This window comes from Kitasatospora sp. NPDC001119 (assembly GCF_053598475.1).
Genome location: NZ_JBSFKI010000064.1, coordinates 1 through 21,411, shown reverse-complemented (window position 1 = coordinate 21,411; position 21,411 = coordinate 1). Strand labels below are relative to the sequence as shown.

The following is a 21,411-nucleotide window of genomic DNA, read 5'->3' as shown; positions in this document are numbered from 1 at the left end:
TTCGGGCTCGGGTTCAGCGCTGCGGGAACCGGTGCTGTTCGATCAGGTGGACGAAGTCCTCCCAGAACGAGGCGCCGGGCTGCCGGTCCGGGCCGCACAGGGCGACCCCGGCGAGCTGCTCCGCCTCGCGGGCCCCTGCGGCCCGCAGGAGCGCCGTGCCGGTGCCGAGCGCGGCCACCGGTTTGCCGTGCCGCAGTGCCTCGTTGACGAACCGGACGGCGTCCGGTTCCACGACCAGCACGTCCTCTGCGCCGTCCGGGACGACCACGGCGTCGTACAGCACCGAGGCGGTGGTCGCCAACGCCCGGTCGACCTCCACGTCCTGGCCGTCGCTGCCGGCCACGCTCCCGCCGTACCGGGCCAGGGTCTCCACCGTGGCGCCCTCGGCCCGCAGGGCGGTGCGCGCCGCCCGCACCTGGGCGGCGTCCACGCCCTGCGCCACCAGGACGGCGACCTTGCGGGTACGGATGCCGTGGCCGTGCAGGTTCTCCAGGCTCAGCGCGGGCGAGACCCGCTCCCCCACTGCTCCGGCTTCGCGGTCGCCGGTGGGCCGGTCCGGTGCGGGCTCGGGCGCGGGCTCGGGTTCGCCGATGCGGCGGGCGACCTCCACAGCCAGCTCCTGATCGACACGGGCCAGGTTGGCGACCATCCGGTGCCGCACGGCCTGGTCCCCGACCTTGCCGAGCTCGAAGGAGAACGCGGCGATGATGTGCTCCTGCTCCCAGCCGGCCATGCTGCGCCAGAACAGCGCGGCCTGGCCGTAGTGGTCGGCGAAGCTCGGACTGCGCCGGCGGATCGCCTGCCCGTCGACACGCTCCTGATAGTGCTCGAACACCCCCTCGGCGAGGCGCCCGCCGCCCAGGGTGGCCGGGCATCCGCCGCCGACCGAGTTCGGCGCGTAGCTCGTCCCGGAGTGGATCACCTGCTGGCCGTAGCCGTCGCGCTGGTCGGTGCGCACCTCGGCGAGCGGACGGTTGACCGGCAGTTGGGAGAAGTTGGGGCCGCCCAGGCGGATCAACTGGGTGTCCAGGTAGGAGAAGTTGCGGCCCTGCAGCAGCGGGTCGTTGGTGAAGTCGATGCCGGGAACGACGTTGGCGGTGTGGAAGGCGACCTGCTCGGTCTCGGCGAAGAAGTTCTCCGGGTTCCGGTCGAGGACCATCCGGCCGACCGGCCGCACCGGCACGAGTTCCTCCGGCACCAGCTTCGTCGGGTCCAGCAGGTCGAACGGGAACGAGAACTCGTCCTTCTCCGGGATCAGCTGGACGCCGAGCTCCCACTCCGGGAACTCGCCGGCCTCGATCGCCTCCCACAGGTCCCGGCGGTGGAAGTCGGGGTCGCGGCCGGCGGTGATCTGGGCCTCGTCCCAGACCTGGCACGCGACGCCGAGTTTTGGCTTCCAGTGGAACTTGACGAAGGTGGCGCGCCCGTCGGCGGTCACGAGGCGGAAGGTGTGCACGCCGAAGCCCTGCATCATCCGGAAGCTGCGCGGGATCGCCCGGTCCGACATCGCCCACATCAGCATGTGGGTGGACTCGGGCTGCAGCGAACAGAAGTCCCAGAACGTGTCGTGTGCGGTGCCGCCGGTGGGGATCTCGTTGTGCGGCTCCATCTTCACCGCGTGCACGAAGTCGGGGAACTTGATCGCGTCCTGGATGAAGAACACCGGCATGTTGTTGCCGACCAGGTCGTAATTGCCCTGCCGGGTGTAGAACTTGGTGGCGAAGCCGCGGACGTCGCGCACCGTGTCGGCGGAGCCGCGCGGCCCCTGGACGGTCGAGAAGCGGACGAACACCGGGGTCCGGCGGCCGGCCTCCTGGAGGAAGTCGGCGCAGGTGAACTCGGCCAGCGACTCGTACGGTTCGAAGAAACCGTACGCGCCGGCACCGCGGGCGTGCACCACCCGCTCGGGAATGCGCTCGTGGTCGAAGCGGGTGAGCTTCTCCCGCAGGTGGAAGTCCTCCAACAGCGTCGGGCCACGCTCGCCCACGGTCAGGGAGTTGTCGGTGTCGTCGACCCGGATCCCCTGATCGGTGGTGAGCGCACCGTCCGGCTCCGGGGCCCGGAAGGCGTCCAGCGCGATGTCCTTGGCATCGCGCTCGCCCCCCGAGGGAGGGCCTGGATGGGGAGCCTCCGTGACCGGGGGCGGCTGGGGGCGTCCTCCAGGCGGTCCGGGATTGGTGGTCATCTCAAAGCCCTCCGTCCTGAGGTCGGTGCGAGGCGGCTCACGGCCGCCCGCGCTGTGGGGCGCGGCTGCCCGCCGGACAACGGCTCAAACCTTCGCGCCCGGCTTGGAGCCTGGAGCCTGGAGGCGCCGGGGCAGTCCTGCAGCCCGAAGCCGTACGCAGGCGAACACCGCCGCCATGCGCGCTCGCACAACCGCGGGGGCAGTAGGCCAGGCAGGGCCGAGCGGGCGAGACCCCGCAGCGGTCGCTGCTGCTCCGACACGCGGGTGCGGCGGATCACAACGGGCTCAGTGACCGGGTGCGAGCGTCGCGGCGGCTTCGAGCATCAACCCGTGGACGAACGCTTGGGGCAGGTTGCCGCGCAGCTGGCGCTGGGCGACGTCGAACTCCTCCGCATAGAGGCCGGGCGGACCGCAGGCGGCACGGTTGCGTTCGAACCAGCGCACGGCTTCGACGTCGTTGTGCTGCTGGTGTTCCGCCAGGGCCATGACGAATCCGCACAGCAGGAAGGCGCCCTCGGCGTCCTGAAGGGGTCTCCGGTCGTGGCGGAACCGGTAGACGTGGTGGTCCTGCGCGAGATCGGCGCGCACCGCTCGCAGGGTGGCGACGGCGCGCGGGTCTTCGGCAGGCAGGGCGCCGCGGATGGCGGGCAGCAGCAGGGCCGCGTCCACGCCCGTCCGGCCTGGGGAGCGCTGCCACCGGCCGGTGGGGTGCAGGCAGTCGGCGGAGGTCTCCGCGAGGATCGCATCCGCCAGCGCCTCCCAGCCGGCGGCACGTAGTCGGAAACCTTCATCACCGAACTCCTCCACAGCGCGGGCGTGGCTCCTGGTGGGCGAACGAGGCCCGGAGAGCGGCTAACCGCTCGCGCCGCGATGAAACCGCCGTGGGTGATACCGCCCGGTGTCCGTGCGGAATCACCTGCCGGCCCGCAGGCCGTGGGCGGGCATGCCGGGCTCGGCACAGACGCTGCCCTGGACGGGGCCCGGCGGCGACCAGTCGGGGTTCCGGTGGGACGGGTGGCCCTGCCCCACGGCGGAGAACGGGCCGCTGCGAGTGTCGCGTTCAGGGGAACTAACCGGGTATGCGCCTTTTGAGGTACGGGTGATTCGTCAGGGACCGGACACAAGGAGGCACAGCCGATGGCTGTGAGACACGTCCTGATAGAGCGGGCTCCGCAGGCGGTGTGGAGCGTGTTGGGCGACCCGGCCGCGTACGGCCGGTGGGTGCCCGGCACGGGGCGGACCCGCCCGGGTGAGGGCCGGTGGCCCGCAGTCGGGTCGAGCTTGCGCTACACCGTCAGCGCCGGCCCGTTCCGCTTCGAAGGCCACATCGTCGTACGTGTGTCCGACAGTGGGCACCGGCTGGAACTGGAGGCCTTCGCCGGGCGGCTCGGCACCGTCCGGATCGCCATCGAGCTGATCGCGTGGGGCGACGCCACACTGGTGATCGTCGACGAGCACCCGCTGCGGGGCCTGGGCGGGAGCCTCCACACGGCGCCCGCTGACCTGGTGCTGGATCTGCGCCACCGCCGACTGCTCGCCCGCCTCGCCCGCACGGTCGAGCAGGCGCCCCGGGCGGCCGGCCTGGAAGCGTCCGCGTCGGGGGGAGGTCCGTCATGGCCGACGCCGTCGTGATCGGGGCCGGGCCGAACGGCCTGGTCGCCGCGAACGTGCTGGCCGACGCCGGCTGGGAGGTGGAGGTGCTGGAGGCCCAGGACCAGGCCGGCGGCGCTGTCCGCAGCGACCGCGGCGTCCACCCCGACTACGTCAGCGACCTGTTCAGCTCGTTCTACCCGCTGGCCGCCGCCTCGCCGGTGATCGCGGCCCTGCGCCTCGAAGAGCACGGCCTCGCCTGGAGCCACGCGCCGATCGTGCTCGCCCATCCCCTGCCCGACGGTCACTGCGCACTGCTGCGGCGCGGACCGGAGGCGAACATCGACGACATCGGGCGGAGCTTCGGCCGGCCGGACGCGCTCGCCTGGCGACGGCTGTCACAGCTCTGGCAGGACCTGGACCCGTACCTGGTAGGGGCGATGTTCGCGCCGTTCCCGCCGGTACGCGCCTGCCTGGCGCTGGCCGCGCGTCTCCGGGCGCCCGGCCTGCTGCGGCTGGCCCGCTTAGCGGCGCTGCCCGTACGGCGACTGGCCGAGGAGGAGTTCGACCGGGACGGCCCGGGGCTGCTGCTGGCCGGCTGCGCGCTGCACGCCGATCTACTGCCCGAATCGCCGGGCAGCGCCGCCTTCGGCTGGCTCATGGCGATGCTCGGCGAGCAGTACGGCTGGCCGGTACCGGTCGGCGGAGCCAGCGCCCTCAGCGGCGCCCTGGTGCGGCGTCTGGAATCGCGCGGGGGAACGATCCGCCGCGGTGCCCCGGTCAGCGAGGTCGTCGTCCGCGCCGGCCGGGCGCTGGGCATCCGCACCGCCCAGGGAGACTACGTCCGCGCGCGCCGAGCCGTGCTCGCCGACGTGCCCGCTCCGCACCTGTACGGCCGCCTGGTCCGGGAAGGACGCCTGCCGCCCGGATTCCGCGACGCCGTACGCCGCTTCCAGTGGGACTTCGCCACCGTCAAGGTCGACTGGGCCCTCGACGCGCCGATCCCCTGGACCGCCGAGCAGGCACACCGGGCCGGCACCGTCCACCTCGGCGCCGACTGGACGGAACTGAGCGACTACGCACTCCAGGTCAGCACCGGCCGTCTACCGGCCCGCCCCTTCGGGCTGCTCGGCCAGATGACCACCGCCGACCCGTCCCGCTCACCCGCGGGCACCGAATCGGCCTGGATCTACACCCACGTCCCCCAGCACATCGCCGACGACCTCGGGCCCGACGGCATCACCGGGTCCTGGGACGACAGGGAAAGCGAAGCCATCGCCCGCCGCATGGAAGCACAGGTCGAACGCTTCGCCCCCGGCTTCACCGGCCGGATCCAGGCCCGGCACGTACTCACCCCGCCGGTGCTGGAACACCTGGACCAGAACCTGGTCGGCGGGGCGATCAACTGCGGCACCGCGGCCCTCCACCAACAGGCGCTGCTCCGCCCGCTACCCGGCACGGGGCGGCCCGAGACCCCCATCCAGCGCCTCTACCTCGCCTCCGCCTCGGCCCACCCGGGCGGTGGCGTGCACGGCGCCTGCGGCGCGAACGCCGCCCGCGCCGCGCTCCGCGCCCAGGAAGCCCGGACCGGCCGGCTGCTGCGACCCGCCCTGGCCCGCGCCCAGCGGGCCCTGGCCGACCCAGGCGGGGGCGAGACGGCGTGACGCCGTCGGGCGGGCGGGACCCGCGGCCCGGGTAGGCCGGGATTGCAGGGGCTGTCACTGCGGGGGGCGGCCACCGCCGCGGGGGGCACCGAGCCCGGATACGGCAGCCCGGCGCGCGGCGGCTGTGCGACGCAGCACGACCTGGGGCAGGACGAGCCAGCTGGTGGCGAACCAGATCAGGCAGGCGGCGCTGAGGCCCCAGGCGGCGGCCGGGTTGCCGGTGGCGGTGCGCAGCAGGAGCAGCAGCGCGGCGGCGATGGTCAGGGCCAGGGTGATGAGTCCGACGGCGATGAGGCGACTGGCGACGTGGACCAGTTCGGGTTTCATGCCGTGGCCGGTGAGGAAGCGGTGGAAGGCCACGGGCGCGATCAGGGCTCCGGTGGCGACGGCGCCGAGGACGACGGTGGCGACGCAGCAAACTCCCTCCGTACACGGGCCGCGATCATCCGAGCATGCCACCACGCATCGTCGGAGACGATCCGCACGGCGGCTCTGGCCCGTCGTTTCCCACAGGTCCGTGATGAGCAGCCGTCCGCCGGAGGACCTGCCCCGCCCGGTACGCATACCTGCCGGACAGGCCGGTGGTCCGCGCCGGCCGTGCGCTCCTGGCGCTCCCGGCAGGCGGAGAATCACGTTGCAGAGGGCGTCGGCGCGCTCGTCCCTGTCCGGCCTGCCGAGCTCCACCCATGTGGCTGCGACATGCAACACTCCTCGAAAGCAAGGGAGTTGTGCAGATATCCAGCCTGCCGACTGGCGCGTGGGCGCTGGGGTAGGCGCGTTGGCATGCGTCGGCCCACCGGAGGCCGACGCACACAGCCGTCGCAGGAGGGTGATCCGATGCAGAAGTCCGCTGTCCGCCCGATGCCCGTCACGTTCCCCGACAGCCCGCTGCCCGACGTCCCGGTCGACGTGGAGCTCCGCTTCGACACGGCCCTTCCGTATGCGGCATGCCTGGTGTTCCCGCTGACCCCGTGCGGCTGCACCGGCTCCGACGCCGAGGTGTGCTGGTACTTCAGCCGGGATCTACTGAACGAGGGGCGCCACGTCCCCACCGGCACCGGGGACGTCAAGATCAGCCCCGGACCGGTCGGCGAAGTCCTCATCACCCTGCAGGGCCCCGACGGCCGGGCGGTGCTCAGCGCCCCGGAGGACGCCGTGACAGCCTTCCTCACGGACTCGTTCACCCTGGTGCCCGCAGGATCGGAAACCGACCACCTGGATATCGACGCCACCCTCGCCCGGCTGCGCGCCGCCGGCTGACCGCACGAAGTGCGCCGGCCGGGCGCCCGGCGCCGCACGGGTGCCCATGGCCGTCCGGCATCAGGGCGAGGGCGTGGTACACGCCGGCCGCGATGGCGAGGACGACCTCCAGGCCTGTCACTTGGCGCGGCACCGAGCTGGTGGCCCGGTTGCCGGTGCCGAGCTGGCCGTTGATGCCGCGCCCCCACGCGAAGACCTGGCCGTTCTCCAGCAGGGCGAGGCTGAAGTCCGCGCCGCCCGCGTCAAGCCGCACACCCCCGACGACGCCGAAGTGTGGGCCGGCGCCACCCTCGCCCTCCACGCCCGGAGCATCGGCAGCAGCCGGGATGCACAACGCCTGCACGCCCGACTGCTCGCGCTGCCGCAGCAGTGACCGACACCCACCTTCCCCCGCCCCCACCACGGCCACGTCCCGCTTCCCTGCCCGTGGCCCGGACGGGGTTGGCCGGGTCGGCTGGGGTCAGGCCTGGGCGGGGTGGGTGAGGGCGTGCCAGGCGCCGTAGCCGCCGAGGAGGTCGGAGACGTCGGGGTGGCCGTGGTGGCGCAGCAGGCTGGCGGCGATGGAGGAGCGGTGGCCGCTGGCGCAGTGGACGACCAGGGGGCGGTCGGTGGGGATCTCGTCCAGGCGGCCGGGGAGTTCGGCCAGGGTGATGTGCAGGGATCCTTCGATGAAGCCCGTTTCGCGTTCGCCGCAGGTGCGCACGTCCAGGACGGTGGGCGGCTGTTCGGCGGTGAGGGCGCTGCGGAGCTGGTCGGCGGTGAGGCGGCTGGCGGGGGTGAGGTCGTCGGCGAGGGCGGGCAGGGCGTTGTCGGGGTTGCGCAGGTAGCCGGCGATGTGGTCGAAGCCGATGCGGGCGAGGCGGGTGACGACCTCGTCCTCGCGGTCCTGCGGGGCGATGATCGCGATGGTGCTGTCGGGGGTGAGGACGGTGCCGGCCTGTTCGGCGAAGCGGCCGTCGACGGGGACGTTGACGGCGCCGCGCAGGTGTCCCGCGCCGAAGTCCTGGGGGCTGCGGGCGTCGAGGACGACGGCGCCCGCGGTGCGGGCCTCCCTGAAGCCTTCGGGGCACAGGGGGCGGGTGGCGTTCGTGCGGTCGAGCAGCGGGCGGTCCTGCCGGTTGAGGGCGGCGTCGTGCCCGAAGTAGGCGGGGGCGGCGGACTGGCCGGCGGTGACGATGCGGACGAAGGTGTCCTGGTCCATCGGCTGGCAGGCGTAGTTGGTCAGTCGCTGCGCGCCGATGGTGGACTGGCGGTCGGTGGAGAGGTTCTTGCCGCAGGCCGAGCCGGCGCCGTGGGCGGGGAAGACGAGGGTCTCGTCGGGCAGGCCCATCAGCTTGCGGTGCACGCTGTCGTAGAGCATCGCGCCGAGTTCGGCGGCGGTGACGCCGACCGAGGCGAGCAGGTCGGGGCGGCCGACGTCGCCGATGAACAGCGCGTCCCCGGTGAGCACGCCGTACGGGACGGTGTCGTCGGGCTGCTCGAAGACCAGGATGCTGATCGACTCGGGCGTGTGCCCGGGGGTTTCCAGGATCTGCAGGGTGACGTCGCCGAGCTCGATCCGCTCGCCGTCGGTGAGGTGGCGGATGGGGTAGTCGGTCTCCGCGCGGCGCCCGTACCCGATCCAGGCGCCGGTGCGGTCGGCCAGTTCGAGGTGGCCGGCCAGGAAGTCGGCGTGGAAGTGGGTGTTGATGACGCCGACGACGGTCAGGCCGCGTGCTGTGGCGTCGGCGAGGTACTCGTCGACGTCCCGGCGGGGGTCGACGATCACGGCCTGGCCGGTGCGCTCGTCGGCGATCAGGTACGAGGCCTGGGAGAGGCAGTCGAGGTAGAACTGGGCGAAGTACACGGGGGACCTTCCTGGGCGGCATAGGACTGGGGGCTCGGGGCCGGGCGGTGCGGGGGGGGTGGGCGGCTCGTAGGCCTGGGCGGTGTCGGGCGCCGCAGTGCCGCTCCAATACCCCCCCTCGGTATATTTGCGAGCATACGGCTACCTGAGCCGATACGGGTCGGGGTATCGCCGAACGATTTCGATAATACCCCCGGGGGTACTATGGTGAGGCACCGAGGGGCCGGCCACCGCCGCCGAGCCAGGTACGGGCCAGGTACCGGCGGGACCGAGGACGCACCGGTCATGCCACGCACCCGGCACACCACCCGCACCGGGCCACCGGGCCCGTACGGACGCCCGCGCCGCCCCCCGACCCGCCGGACCACTGCGGTCCGGTCTGCACCACTGGAGACACCTCATGCCCTTGCTGCCGCACGCCCACGGGCCCCACCCCCGCCGGCCCGACGCCCACGGACCGGGCGCCCCCGGGCGGACCACCCCCGCCGAGGCCCACGAGCTCGCCCGCACCGGCACCGCCGTCCTGCTGGACGTCCGGGAGGCCGCCGAGTTCGCCGCCGGACACGCCCCCGGCGCGCTGCACCAGCCGTTGATCGGGCTGGCCGCCGGTGTCCCGCTGCCGACCGAGGCGGCCGGGCGGACCGTGCTGGCGATCTGCCGCTCCGGCAACCGCTCCCAGCGCGCGGCGGAGCTGCTCGCACAGCGCGGCGTCGAGGCGCTGAACGTGGTCGGCGGCATGGGCGCCTGGGCGCTGGCCGGGCTGCCGGTCACCACGCCCGACGGCGGCGCCGGGCATGTGATATGACCACGCTGATCCTGGCGCTCGCCGCCGGTGCGGTGGTCGGGCTCGCCCTGGGCGGGCTGGGCGGCGGCGGCAGCATGCTCGCCGTCCCCGCCCTGGTCTACCTGCTGGGCTTCAGCCCGGCGCTGGCCACCACGGCCAGCCTGGTGATCGTCGCCGCGACCTCGCTGACCGGGCTGCTCGCCCACGCCCGGGCGGGCCGGGTCCGCTGGCGCACCGGCGCGCTGTTCGCCGCCGCCGGACTGCCCGCCGCCATGGCCGCCGGGGCGCTGTCCGCCCATCTGCCGGGCGCGCTGCTGACCGGTGCCTTCTCGGTGCTGGCGGCGCTCGCGGCGTGGCGGATGCTGAAGCCGCCCGCGAAGAACGCGCAGGAACGTTCCGCCGCCGGAGTCGGCCGCTCCACGGCGGCGGGCGCCGGGCTCGGCGCCGTCACCGGACTGCTCGGTGTCGGCGGCGGCTTCCTCGCCGTACCGGCCCTGGTCTCGGTGCTCGCCTTCACCATGGCCGAGGCCGTCGGCACCAGCCTGCTGGTCATCACCGCCAACTCGCTCGCCGCCCTGCTGCCCCGCCACGGCTCGGCCGGGGCGATCGACTGGGCCGTGGCCGCCCCCTTCACCGGGGCCGCGATCCTCGGCGCCTGGGACGGCAAGCGGCTGGCCGACAAGCTCAGCGGGCGAACCCTCCAGAAGGCCTTCGCCATCGCCCTGCTCGCCGTCGCCGCGCTGATGCTCATCACCACGGTGAGCTGATCACCCCGGCGAGCCGACCCCCGAACCCTCCCCGCACCACACGCACCGCACCGCACCGACACCCCTTCCCGAGAGGACCCCCCACTCCCATGACCACGCCGCTGACCGTCGAGCAGCTCCAGCCCCGCCTCGGCCTGCTCACCCTCATCGACGTCCGCTCCCCCGGCGAGTACGCCGCCGGCCACATCCCCGGCGCCCTGAACGTCCCGCTCGACCAGCTCGACCGCGCCCTGCCCGCGCTGCGCGAGGCCGCCGGGCACGGCGAGATCGCCGTGGTCTGCGCCGCCGGGCCGCGCGCCGACAACGCCTGCCGCGTGCTGGCCGACGCCGGCATCCCGACCCTCACCCTGGCCGGTGGCACCAACGCCTGGGCGAGCGCCGGGCGGCCGCTGGACCAGGTGGCCGGCGCCCGCCGGGTGTGGGCGCTGGACCGCCAGGTCCGCCTGGTGGCCGGCTCGCTGGTGCTGGCCGGCGTGCTGGTCGACCTCGCCCTGCCGGGTGCCCGCTGGGTCTCCGCCGCCGTCGGCGGCGGGCTGGCCTTCTCCGCGCTGACCAACACCTGCGCGATGGGCTCGATGCTCTCCAAGCTCCCGTACAACCGGCCCCGCCCCGGCACGCCGAGCCTGGACGAGACGCTCGCGGCCCTGACGCGCTGAGCCCAGCCTAAGCGCTGAGACCCTCGGGCCACTGAGCCCGGTCGCGGGCCGGGCCCCGACCGTCACGAGGCCCGGACCGCGACCGTTCCCAGATCGTGAAGGCCACTGCCCACCCCCGTCGGGCAGGGGCCTTCACCTCTTCTCCCAGCTGTCTCCCGGAAGCCGTCACCGCGCATCCCGTTGACGTGGCCGAGCCCACCATGTGAAATGTCACCCATCACATGCGATGCATCGTAACGCACACCACCCATCCGATTTGAACGTTCAAACGCCATCGCCCCGCCACCCGACCGGAGGTAGCTCCGCCATGCCGCCCCGCCCCCGCGCCTTACCCACCGGTCTCGCCCTCCTGGCCGTCCTCGCCGCCCAGGCCCTCGGCGCCGCCCCGGCCCTGGCGGCCGCCGGAACGCCGCTCGTCGACGGCGGCGGCTACCTCCTCGGCTCCGCCCTGGACGGCAGCTGCCTCGGCCCGCAGTACGCCCAGCCCGCCCCCGGCACCCCGGTGGTCGGCGCCGCCTGCGGGCGGCTGCTCAGCCAGCGCTGGCAGCTGCGCCGCGCCGGCACCGACTACCTGCTGGTCAACGCCGCCAGCGGCCGCTGCCTCACCCTCGGCGGCCCGGACCGCCGCCCCGCCACCGCCGACTGCGGCAGCTCCCCCGAGGCCGAACGCTTCACCGTCTCCCGCGCGCCGCAGGGCACCTACACCCTCACCACCCGCGGCACCGGCGGCTGCCTGACCGCCGACCCGGCCCCGGTGGCCCACCACTGCGACAACCGCCCCGCCCACCGCTGGACGCTCACCCGCACCGAGCCGCTGGTCCTCGCCGACCCCGGCTTCGAGCAGAGCGGCACGAACGGTACGAGCGGGACGAACGGCACGAACGGCGCCGCCACCGCCCGCAGCACCTCCGGCGGCTGGACCTTCACCCCCCACACCGGCACCGCCACCAACAACCCGCACGGCGGCACCCGCCTCGCCTACCTCGACGCCGGCCCCGGCTACGCGGTGAGCCAGCAGGTGACCGCCGTCACCGCGGGCAGCTACGACCTGTCCGCCTGGATCGCGACGGGCGGCGCCGGCGGCAGCCTCTCGGTGAGCGTCAACGGCACCGTGGTGCGCTCCCTCCCGCTGCCCGAGCAGTCCCTCTACGCGAAGTACACCCTCCTCCGGGTCCGGGTCGCCCCCGGCGACCGGCTGACCCTCACCATCGGCTCCTCCCCCACGGGTTGGATCAACGTGGACGACGCCGCCGTCGCCCCGGCCGCCCCCAACGACCCGGTGATCAGCTCCTCCGACCCCGAGGCCGTCGCCCTCTTCGACTGGGCCAAGGCCAAGGCCAACAGCTGGGTGCAGCAGGCCGGCGCCACCGGCGTGCTCGACCAGGACGAGAACCACCCCGGCGGCACCGGCACCACCACCTACGACGCCACCTACTGGGCCGGCTACCCGTTCCGCTCCGCCTTCTACAGCCGCGACTTCGCCCACCAGCTGGTCGGCGCCCACCTGCTCGGCCTGGACGCCGAGAACAAGACCATGCTGCGCGGCTTCGCGGCCTCGGCCACCGAGGTCAACAAGCTCTACCCGGTCTGGGCGCTCAACTTCGACGCCCGCAGCTACGGCGCCATCGACTACCGGAGCCCCGACCGCTTCGTCCGCGAGCTGCCCGCGCCGTTCGAACTCGTCCAGCAGGCCGGCGAGGCCTACCGCTGGACCGGCGACCGCGACTACGCCGAGGACCCGGGCCTGGGCCGGTACGTGCGCAACACGCTCGGCCCGTTCATCGCCGCCCGCCCCGGCCCGGTCGACAACGGCGGGGTGCCGATCCCGCAGGCCACCAGCCGCAGCATCTTCGCCGGCACCGCCAGCTACGCCGAGAACGCCACCCGCACCTACGCCGAGGCCGGGGACGCGGTCGGCGCCCAGTACCAGGCCTACCTCTCCGCCGCCGCGCTGGCCGACGCCCGGGGCGACGCCGCCTCCGCCGCCGGCTACCGGAAGGCCGCCGAGCAGCTGCGCACGTACGTCAACTCCACCTGGAGCGTGGACGGTTCGCAGCCCGGCGAGGTCGTCCACGGCTACGACACCGCCGGCAAGCCGATCACCGGCTGGGGCTACGAGGCGAGCGTGCTGATGCCGGTCAAGGGGCTGCTCGACCCGGGCCCGCGCCGGGACGCCCAGCTCGCCGCCATCGACGCCGCCGACTCCGGCCCGGAGCGCTCGGCGAACCTGGAGGCCTACACCTACCTGCCGGACGCCTTCTTCGCCAACCACGACGGCAGCACCGCCTGGAAGTGGATGCGGCACGTCTACGAGAGCGTCGGCGAGCCGCACGTGAGCGGCGCGATGCTGAACGGCGACTACCCCGAGGTCCCGTTCACCCTGCTCGCCCAGACCGTCCAGGGCCTGCTCGGCGTCACCCCCGACGCCGCCGGCCACGCGCTCTCCACCACCCCGCAGCTGCCCGCCTCGATGGGCTGGCTCCAGGTCGCGGGCATCCCGGTGGGCGGCGGCACGGTGACCGTCCGCCACGACGGCGCGCAGCGCAGCACCGTCACCAACACCGGTACGGAGCCTGTTACTTGGGAGGCCCGCTTCCCCGGTCAGCACGCCCACGCCACCGTCGACGGCGAGCAGCGGGAGGCCCGCACCACGACCGTCGACGGCACGACCTACACCTCCATCACCGTGACCCTCGCGCCCGGACGCTCCGCGACCGCGACCGTCACCGACTGACCCCCACACAGCACAACCGCGGCCGGCCGGCCCCACCCGGCCGGCCGCACCCCCTCGCTTCCTGACGGTTCGTCATCTCACCATCCCCCACCCCTCAGGAGGGCGCTCATGCGCCGAACCCGCCGCCGTGTCGCGGCATCCCTGCTCTCCCTCGCCCTCGCGACCGCCGGCCTCGGAGCCGTCGGCCTCGGCACGGCCGCTCCCGCCACCGCCACCCCCACCCCCACCCCCACCGCGATCGGCACCGGCCCCAGCCTCGGCAACGGCAACGCCCTGACCCCGCCGATGGGCTGGAACTCCTGGAACTCCCTCGGCACCGAGGTCACCCAGGAGCAGGTCGTCCAGACCATCGACTTCATGACCGCCAACGGCCTGGTCGCGGCCGGCTACGACACCGTCACCATCGACGACGGCTGGTCGCTCTGGCACCGCGACGGCCAGAGCTCCGACCTGGTCCGCAACGCCGACGGCGGCCTCCAGCTGTACGACAACGCCGGCAACCCGGTCAGCGGCACCGACGGCACCGGCAACGACCCCACCTCCGGCCACCTGGTCCCGCGCCCCGACCACTTTCCCGAGCGGACCGTCGACGGCCACACCGTCAACGGCATCGCGTACCTCGCCCAGTACGCGCACAGCAAGGGCATGAAGTTCGGCCTCTACGCCACCGACACCTACCTCACCTGCCAGATGCACCCCGGCAGCCTCGGCCACGAGTCCACCGACGCCGCCGACTTCGTCTCCTGGGGCGTCGACTTCGTCAAGTACGACGACTGCCCGTACGGCCCGCAGATCATCGGCCCGGACGGGCACAACTACTACACCCAGGGCGAGGGCAAGGAGCTGACCCGCTCCATCTACGCCCGGGTGCAGACCTTCCAGCACGCGCTGGACGCGGCCTCCGCCGCCCAGGGGAAGCCCAAGGTCACCCTCAGCGTCTCCGCCCAGCCCGTCCACAGCGGGGTCCCGTACCTGCTCGCCGCCGACGACCCGGCCCGCACCGACCCGGTGGTCCAGGCCGCCGGGACCGCCCCCTTCCACGCCCCCGGCTACGCGCCCACCGGCATCTGGTGCGGCCAGGTCGCCAACCTCTGCCGGATCGGCGGCGACCGGGACAGCGAGCTCGACGGGGTGCTCTGGAACGGGCAGTTGCAGACCGCGCTGCAGTACCCGGGCAACGTCCGCCCGGGCAGCTGGAACGACCTGGACATGATGTTCACCGGCTGGCAGGACGTCTACGGCCTGTGGGGCACCACCGACACCTGCACCTGCCACAAGCCCTTCACCGACGACGAGTCGCGGACGGAGGCCTCGGTCCTCGCCATGCTCGCCGCGCCGATGATCTCCGGCGCCGACCTGCGCACCGCCGCGCAGTCGCAGCACAGCGCGGACGGCTACACCTGGTCCACCGGGATCAACGACACCAGCCTGGCGATCCTGAAGAACAAGGAGGTCATCGCCGTCGACCAGGACGGCCTGGCGAAGCCCGCCACCCTGGTCGGCGCCAAGCCGGCCGACGGGCACGCCCCGGTGGTCCTCAAGCGGCAGCTCGCCAACGGCGACACCGCCGTGCTGCTGGTCAACCAGGACCCGTCGGCCGGCCGCACCGTCGCCACCAGCCTCGCCGAACTCGGCCTCGGCGGCTCCGGCTACCAGGCCAAGGAGCTGTGGACGGGCGCGGGTTCGACCGTCACCGGTCCGATCAGCGCTTCCCTCCCGCCGCACGGCGCGGCCCTCTACCGGCTCGCCAAGCAGGGCACCGGCGGGCCGTCCGGCGTGGTCGACGACGGTGCGTACCACTCCCTGAGCAGCGGCGGCCTCGCGCTGTCCCTGCTCGGCTCCTGCACCGCGCCGCTCGGCTCGATCACCGACCTGGAGCCCGCGCGCCCCGGCGACCCGGCGCAGCAGTGGACCTTCACCGGCAACCCCGACGGGACCGTCCGGATCAGCGACAACTGCGCCACCGGCACCCACCGGCACACCGTGCTCTCCGCCGGGGCCTCGGCCGGTGACAGCGCCTACCTGCTCGACCTGTCGCCCGGCAACCCCTGGCAGGAGTGGAAGCTGACCCAGGACCAGGCCACCGGCTCCGTCACCGTCACCAACGTCGCCACCGGCCTCGCCCTCGACGGGGGCGCCGGCACCGCCGGCACCCCCGTCACCACCCGCCCGGCCACCGGCCAGCGCTGGACCCTCGGGTCCTGAGGGCCCGCTCAGCCCCTCGTGCCGGCCGTCCGCCGCGTGGCGCGGACGGCCGGCATCCGGACCAGTACCGCCACGCTCAGCCCGAAGACGGCCACGCCCAGCGGGACGTGGACCGACGGCACGTGCGCGAGGCCCAGCACGACCTGCGCCGAGGCCAGCACCAGGAACCCGGTGGCGTACAGGACCGGACGGGGCGAGCCGCCGCCGGGCCGCCAGGCCAGGACGGCGGCGAGCAGGTACAGCATCGAGGACCCGTACATCACGCGCGCGCCGACGCTGTGCAGCGTCTCGCCGTAGGAGGTGGAGAGCAGCAGCCCGGCCGTGACCGCCTGGAAGAGGACCGCCACGGTCTGGAGCGCCACGGAGGCCCGGAGGAAGGTGTGGGCGCGCAGCCCCGCCGCCGTGTCCGTGGTGCCCCTGGTGCCCGTGGCCGCCTCCGCCGTCGTTCCGATGGCCATGACGCGCTCCCCTCTTCTGCCTCGCGGCAGCTGATCGATAGTGTCCCGGTCATCCGACGAGACAGGCCGGCGAAGTGTGAGGCGAGGGTCCATGACGGACGAGCAGACCCGGGGAGCGGCCCCGACCGTGAGCACCCCCTCCGTACCGGATCCGGGCGTGGTCGTCGGCGAGCGGCGGCAGCTGATCAACCTGGCCTACCGGCTGCTCGGTTCGCTGGCCGAGGCCGAGGACGCGGTGCAGGAGACGTACGCCCGGTGGTACGCGCTGTCCCGGGAGCAGCAGGAGGCCATCGCCTCGCCGGGTGCCTGGCTGTCCACGGTGGCCGGCCGGATCTGCCTGGACCAGCTCGGGTCGGCGCGGGCCCGGCGCGAGCGCTACGTCGGCGAGTGGCTGCCCGAGCCGCTGCCCGACCGCGGCGAGTGGATCGGCGGCCCGACCGACGGCAGGCCGGCCGATCCCGCGGACTGGGTCACCTTGGACGAGTCGGTGACCATGGCCTTCCTGGTCGTCCTGGAGGCGATGACCCCGGCGGAGCGGGTGGCGTTCATCCTGCACGACGTCTTCCGCTACCCCTTCCCCGAGGTGGCCGGGATCGTCGGCCGCACCCCGGCGGCCTGCCGCCAGCTGGCCTCCTCCGCCCGCCGCCGGATCAGGGCCGCCCAGGCCCCGGCGACCCCGACGGGCACCCAGGCCGGGCTGGTACGGGACTTCAAACGGGCCTGGGAGGCCCGGGACATCGCGGCCCTGGTCGGCCTGCTCGCCCCCGACGCCACGATGACCGCCGACGGCGGCGGCCTGGCCGGCGCCGCCCTGCGCCCGGTGGTGGGCGGCGAGCGGATCGCCCGGTACCTGGTCCACTTCGCCGACCTCGCCCCCGGGCTCACCCTCCTCGAACGGACCGTCAACGGCCGCCCCGGCCTGGTCGCCCGGCTCGGCGGCCGCACCGCGACGGTGGCGGCCTTCGACCTGGCCGACGGCCGGATCACCCGCGTCTGGGCGGTCCGCAACCCGGAGAAGCTGCGCCCTTGGACCGCGTACGAGCCGGGCCTTGACCCGGAGCGCGAACCGCACGGCCGCTGAGTGGTCCTACAGCTCCACGTTTCGTCGCGGGTCAGCCCTTCGGATGGTCGGGCGAGGCCGGGTCGAGCGAGGACAGGAAGTCCCGCATGCCGTCGAGGTAGCCGGGGGTGAACAGCGAGCGCGGTGCGGCGACGGCGAGGAAGGTGCTGCGCAGCTCGGAGTCCTCGACGTCCTTGGGCACCATGTTGTGGGTCGAGTCCGGGAAGCGCAGGACGTGGAGCAGGCCCGGGGTGGTGACGAGGCGGCGGTAGGCGGCCTCGGTGTCGTCGCTGTCGACGTTGACGTCCCGGCCGCCGAGGACGAGCTGCACCGGCACCCGGAGGGCGGCGAGGTCCTCGGTGGCGTCGGAGAGGTGGTTGCGCTTGTTGAACGCCCAGCGCTCGGGGGTCAGCCCGTCGACGTCGCCGCCGGCGGCCCGGTACTCCTCGAAGGTCGAACCGGCCCGCAGGGCGGCCAGGTTGCGGTCGCTGCGGGCGACGGCGGCCGCGGTCTCCGCGGGCGAGGCGTGCCGTTCCCCCAGCTCGGCGAGCAGGTTGTAGCGGCCCTGCTGGAGCCAGTTGACGGCGGTGCCGACGGCGATCACGAACCTGACGTCCGGGGACTGCCGGGCGGCCTTGGGCATCACCCAGCCGGCCTGGCTGGCGCCCCAGAGCCCGATCCGGTTCGGGTCGATCCCGGGCTGGGCCTTCGCCCAGCGGATCGCGGCGAGGGTCTCGTCGACGCGGTCCTGCATGCTCTGGTCCAGCCAGTCGCCGGGGGCGTTGTTGACGCCGGGCTTGTCCCAGGACAGCGTCGCGTACCCGGCCTTCGCCATGGCCTCCCAGAGCGGCCGGTAGAAGGTGTCGTGGGTGGCGTCCACGGGCCCGTCGCCGTGGACGAAGACCACCAGTCCGTACGGCCCGTGGCCGCCGGTGGGGCGGGCCAGGACGCCCTGGAGCGGCTGCCTGCCGCCGGTGACGGTGACCCGCTCCTCCGTGAGGTCGTAGTCGTTCTGGTAGACCACCCAGCCGCCCGCGCCGGCCAGCAGCACGGCCACGGACAGCAGTGAGCCCCAGAGCCACCGGCGCCTGCCGAACATCTTCATAGCGTTCACCCATCAATCGTTCGTTTCGAAAACGACCGTAGCAGATATGAACACAATGAGGTGATCGTCTTTCCCGCCGCCTACCCGGAGGCGGTCACCGCCCGACCGGCGCCGTCCCGGCCTCGGGAGCCACCGGCTCCGTCACCACCGGTTCCGGCAGCGTCCGGAACAGCGCCCAGCTCAGCACCGGCATCAGCACCAGCGGCAGCAGCGCCGTACGCAGCGAGGTCGCGTCCGCGAGAGCGCCGATCACCGGGCTCGCCAGCCCGCCGACGCTCACCGTCAGCCCGAGGGTGATCCCGCTCGCCGTACCGATCCGCGACGGCAGGTAGTCCTGCCCCAGCGTGACCTGCAGGGAGAACGGCACGTACAGGCCCGCCGAGGTCAGCGCCACGAACAGGTACAGCGCCGGGCCCGGCACCAGCAGCACCCCGGCCACCGCGACCGCCGCCACCAGGTACGACCAGCGGGCCACCGCCACCCGCCCCCACCGGTCCGCCAGCGCGCCGCCCAGCACCGAGCCCACCGCGCCGCCCGCGTACAGCACCACCAGCGCCGCCGTGCCCGCCGCCGCACCGCCGCCCAGGCGCTGGGTGGTGAACAGCGACAGGAAGGTGCTCAGCCCGACGAACGCGACCGAGCGGCAGACCACCGCCAGCGACAACCGCACGAAGGCCGCCCGGTCGTCGGCCCCCGGAACCGGCTCGCGCGCCTCCCCGGCCGCCCGCCGCCGCTCCAGCTCGCGCAGCACCGGCAGGCAGAGCGCGGCGCCCGCGAGCGCGGGCAGCGCCAGCAGCGGGGTCAGCCGCAGCCCGCCCGTCCCCACCACGGCCGCGACCAGCAGCGGGGCGGCGGCGAAGCCCAGGTTGCCGCCCAGCGAGAACCAGGCCATCCCCCGGTGGGTGCCCAGGCCGCGCCGCCCGTCCACCGCCCGCCGCGCCGCCAGCCGGGCCACCCGGGCCGACTCCGGGTGGTAGGCCGCCACCCCGACCCCGGACAGCGCCACGAAGGCCAGCGTCAGCCCGTACGAGCCGCCCACCCCGCTGAGCGCGATGCCCGCGCCGCCCAGCAGCGTGCTGACCGGCAGCAGCCAGGGCAGCGGCCGGCGGTCGGTGAGCGCCCCGAACAGCGGCTGCGCCACCGAGGAGAGCAGCGAGGCGGCGAGCACCACCCCGGACACGGCGGCGTAGCCGTAGTGGCGCTCGGCCGCGAAGAACGGCACCAGGGCCGCCACCGCGCCCTGGTAGACGTCCACACAGGAGTGCCCGACGGAGAGCAGGAGGATCGACCTTCGGTCGGAGGATCGTTTCGGCATGCCGCCAGCCTCGGGCCCGCACCCGCTGTCGGACTTCCGATAACCTGCCATCCGATGCCGAGAATCCGCCACGATCCCGTCGCCTCGCGCCGTACACCCGTCGCGTCGCGCCATACACCCGTCGCCTCGCGCCACACTCCCGTCGCGTCGACCGAGACCCGCCTGCTGCCCTCCGGCGGCGCCATCGACGCGCACCGGCACGACGACCACCAGATCGCCTACGCCGCCCGGGGCGTGGTCGGCATCACCACCGACGCCGGCTCCTGGGTCGCCCCCGGCGACCGCGCGCTGTGGATCCCGGCCGGCACCGTCCACGCCCACCAGGCCCACGGCGAACTCGAACTCCACCTGGTCGGCCTGCCCGCCGCCGACAACCCGCTCGGCCTGGACCGCCCGACCGTCCTCGCCGTCGGCCCGCTGCTGCGCGAACTGATCGTCGCCTACACCCGCACCCCCGACCAGGACACCCCCGAACGCACCCGGCTGCGCGCCGTCCTGCTCGACCAGCTGCGCGCCTCCCCGCAGAGCCCGCTCCACCTCCCCACCCCCGCCACACCCCTGCTCCGCGCCCTGTGCGCGCTGCTGGAGGCCGACCCGGCCGACGGCCGTACGCTCGCCGAACTCGGCCACGCCGTCGGCGCCAGCGACCGCACCCTCTCCCGGCTGTTCCGCACCGACCTCGGCATGACCTTCCCCCAGTGGCGCACCCAGCTGCGGCTGCACCACGCCCTGGTGCTGCTCGCCGAGGGCCTGCCCGTCACCACCGTGGCACACCGCTGCGGCTGGGCCTCCGCCAGCGCCTTCATCGACGTGTACCGCCGCGCCTTCGGACACACCCCGGGCGGGCGCGCGCCGCGCTGAACGCCGTTGTCCGTACCGCGTGGCAGGCTGGGGGCATGTGCGGCCGCTTCGTCTCCACCACCACGCCCCAGGACCTCGTCTCCCTGCTCGGGGAGCTCCGGTGGGACCCGGCCGAGACCTTCGCGCCGAGCTGGAACGTCGCCCCGACCGACCCGGTCCCGGCCGTCCTGGAACGCGTCGACCGGGACACCGGCGAGCTGCTGCGCCAACTGCGCCCGCTGCGCTGGGGCCTGGTCCCGTCCTGGGCCAAGGACCCGTCCGGCGGCGCCCGCCTGATCAATGCCCGCTCGGAGACCGTCGACACCAAGCCCGCCTTCCGCAAGGCCTTCACCACCCGCCGCTGCGTGATCCCCGCCGACGGCTACTTCGAGTGGCGCGAGGTCCCCGCCGCCGACCGGAAGAAGTACAAGCAGCCCTACTTCCTCAGCACCGGCGGCCTGATGCTGATGGCCGGCCTCTACGAGTTCTGGCGCGACCCCACCCGCCCCGAGGACGACCCGCTCGCCTGGCTGGCCACCGCCACCGTCATCACCACCGACGCCACCGACTCCGCCGGCCGCGTCCACGACCGGATGCCCCTCACCATCGCCCCCGACGACCTCGCCACCTGGCTCTCCCCCGCCCACACCGACCCCGCCGAACTCCACCACCTGCTGCACAGCCCCGCCGACGACGCCCTGCGCGTCCGCGCCGTCCCCACCACCGTCAACAGCGTCCGCAACAACGGCCCCCACCTGCTGGACACCGCCCCGGACCCACTGGGCCTGGCGGACTGAGGCCGAACCAGGGAGATTCCCAATGATGTTGTCAAGCCAGGGCGGTGACCCCTCGTGACTGCCTTACTGCGCTGGGGCGGCGTTCTTGGGCGCAACTGCATCGAAGGTGCGGCTGTCGCGTATGAGGGCCCAGAGCACGTTGAGA

At 74.0% G+C, this 21,411-nt stretch carries 18 protein-coding genes and 1 pseudogene; 11 read left to right on the top strand and 8 right to left on the bottom strand.

The window, feature by feature from the left end; all coding sequences use genetic code 11:
* Nucleotides 1-13: 13 nt before the first annotated feature.
* Together ACWDD9_RS41465 and ACWDD9_RS41460 are read right to left on the bottom strand one after the other, a co-directional pair.
* Entirely contained in the window at nt 14-2,185 is a 2,172-nt protein-coding gene (locus ACWDD9_RS41465) for a catalase (RefSeq protein ID WP_117485519.1), read from the bottom strand.
* 285 nt (nt 2,186-2,470) lie between these two features.
* Nucleotides 2,471-2,947, bottom strand: a pseudogene (locus tag ACWDD9_RS41460) (glycoside hydrolase family 15 protein); the annotation flags it as partial.
* A gap of 375 nt (nt 2,948-3,322) precedes the next feature.
* Between ACWDD9_RS41460 and ACWDD9_RS41455 the strand changes: the two are divergent.
* Both ACWDD9_RS41455 and ACWDD9_RS41450 read left to right on the top strand, forming a co-directional pair.
* On the top strand, nt 3,323-3,817 hold the full coding sequence (locus ACWDD9_RS41455; protein ID WP_375877468.1) for an SRPBCC family protein: 495 nt from the start codon (nt 3,323-3,325) through the stop codon (nt 3,815-3,817).
* Nucleotides 3,799-5,439, top strand: coding sequence for a phytoene desaturase family protein (locus ACWDD9_RS41450; RefSeq protein WP_375877469.1), 1,641 nt, complete (start codon nt 3,799-3,801; stop codon nt 5,437-5,439). The genes ACWDD9_RS41455 and ACWDD9_RS41450 overlap by 19 nt, the downstream gene beginning before the upstream one ends.
* 54 nt (nt 5,440-5,493) lie before the next feature.
* On the opposite strand, the gene ACWDD9_RS41445 is transcribed toward ACWDD9_RS41450, so the two are convergent.
* Nucleotides 5,494-6,003: a DUF6328 family protein gene (locus ACWDD9_RS41445; RefSeq protein WP_220450088.1), complete on the bottom strand. Its 510-nt coding sequence runs from the start codon at nt 6,001-6,003 to the stop codon at nt 5,494-5,496.
* Between the two features lie 273 nt (nt 6,004-6,276).
* Here ACWDD9_RS41445 and ACWDD9_RS41440 point away from each other — a divergent pair, with 273 nt between their 5' ends.
* Nucleotides 6,277-6,699 (top strand): SsgA family sporulation/cell division regulator, encoded by a 423-nt coding sequence (locus ACWDD9_RS41440; protein WP_049649631.1) that lies wholly within the window; start codon nt 6,277-6,279, stop codon nt 6,697-6,699.
* Here the strand turns inward: ACWDD9_RS41440 and ACWDD9_RS41435 are convergent.
* Both ACWDD9_RS41435 and ACWDD9_RS41430 read right to left on the bottom strand, forming a co-directional pair.
* A complete protein-coding gene (locus ACWDD9_RS41435) occupies nt 6,620-6,952 on the bottom strand; it encodes an RCC1 domain-containing protein (protein ID WP_234348211.1) in 333 nt (110 codons plus the stop codon). The genes ACWDD9_RS41440 and ACWDD9_RS41435 overlap by 80 nt on opposite strands.
* A gap of 207 nt (nt 6,953-7,159) precedes the next feature.
* Complete coding sequence (locus ACWDD9_RS41430; protein ID WP_049649629.1) at nt 7,160-8,545, bottom strand: MBL fold metallo-hydrolase; 1,386 nt, start codon at nt 8,543-8,545, stop codon at nt 7,160-7,162.
* 400 nt (nt 8,546-8,945) lie between these two features.
* Here ACWDD9_RS41430 and ACWDD9_RS41425 point away from each other — a divergent pair, with 400 nt between their 5' ends.
* The 5 genes from ACWDD9_RS41425 (at nt 8,946) to ACWDD9_RS41405 (ending at nt 15,691) form a co-directional block, all read left to right on the top strand.
* On the top strand, nt 8,946-9,350 hold the full coding sequence (locus ACWDD9_RS41425; RefSeq protein ID WP_449814505.1) for a rhodanese-like domain-containing protein: 405 nt from the start codon (nt 8,946-8,948) through the stop codon (nt 9,348-9,350).
* Entirely contained in the window at nt 9,347-10,096 is a 750-nt protein-coding gene (locus tag ACWDD9_RS41420) for a sulfite exporter TauE/SafE family protein (protein WP_449814504.1), read from the top strand. The genes ACWDD9_RS41425 and ACWDD9_RS41420 overlap by 4 nt, the downstream gene beginning before the upstream one ends.
* Nucleotides 10,097-10,185: 89 nt before the next feature.
* Complete coding sequence (locus tag ACWDD9_RS41415; protein WP_449814503.1) at nt 10,186-10,752, top strand: rhodanese-like domain-containing protein; 567 nt, start codon at nt 10,186-10,188, stop codon at nt 10,750-10,752.
* Nucleotides 10,753-11,059: 307 nt separating this feature from the next.
* Complete coding sequence (locus tag ACWDD9_RS41410) at nt 11,060-13,486, top strand: RICIN domain-containing protein (protein ID WP_449814502.1); 2,427 nt, start codon at nt 11,060-11,062, stop codon at nt 13,484-13,486.
* A gap of 108 nt (nt 13,487-13,594) precedes the next feature.
* The gene (locus ACWDD9_RS41405; RefSeq protein ID WP_449814501.1) at nt 13,595-15,691 is read left to right on the top strand and encodes an alpha-galactosidase; all 2,097 of its coding nucleotides are present in this window, start codon (nt 13,595-13,597) and stop codon (nt 15,689-15,691) included.
* Nucleotides 15,692-15,699: 8 nt separating this feature from the next.
* Here ACWDD9_RS41405 and ACWDD9_RS41400 read toward each other — a convergent pair whose 3' ends face one another.
* On the bottom strand, nt 15,700-16,149 hold the full coding sequence (locus ACWDD9_RS41400) for a hypothetical protein (protein ID WP_449814500.1): 450 nt from the start codon (nt 16,147-16,149) through the stop codon (nt 15,700-15,702).
* A 91-nt stretch (nt 16,150-16,240) separates the two neighbouring features.
* On the opposite strand from ACWDD9_RS41400, the gene sigJ reads away from it, so the two are divergent.
* Nucleotides 16,241-17,230, top strand: coding sequence for an RNA polymerase sigma factor SigJ (gene sigJ / locus ACWDD9_RS41395; RefSeq protein WP_449814499.1), 990 nt, complete (start codon nt 16,241-16,243; stop codon nt 17,228-17,230).
* 31 nt (nt 17,231-17,261) lie between these two features.
* On the opposite strand, the gene ACWDD9_RS41390 is transcribed toward sigJ, so the two are convergent.
* Nucleotides 17,262-18,314, bottom strand: coding sequence for an alpha/beta hydrolase family protein (locus ACWDD9_RS41390; RefSeq protein WP_449814506.1), 1,053 nt, complete (start codon nt 18,312-18,314; stop codon nt 17,262-17,264).
* Nucleotides 18,315-18,408: 94 nt separating this feature from the next.
* Nucleotides 18,409-19,629, bottom strand: a complete 1,221-nt coding sequence (locus ACWDD9_RS41385; protein WP_449814498.1) for an MFS transporter — start codon at nt 19,627-19,629, stop codon at nt 18,409-18,411.
* A 54-nt stretch (nt 19,630-19,683) separates the two neighbouring features.
* On the opposite strand from ACWDD9_RS41385, the gene ACWDD9_RS41380 reads away from it, so the two are divergent.
* Together ACWDD9_RS41380 and ACWDD9_RS41375 are read left to right on the top strand one after the other, a co-directional pair.
* Entirely contained in the window at nt 19,684-20,490 is an 807-nt protein-coding gene (locus tag ACWDD9_RS41380; protein WP_449814497.1) for an AraC family transcriptional regulator, read from the top strand.
* A 35-nt stretch (nt 20,491-20,525) separates the two neighbouring features.
* Nucleotides 20,526-21,266, top strand: coding sequence for an SOS response-associated peptidase (locus ACWDD9_RS41375; RefSeq protein WP_449814496.1), 741 nt, complete (start codon nt 20,526-20,528; stop codon nt 21,264-21,266).
* Nucleotides 21,267-21,411: the final 145 nt, after the last annotated feature.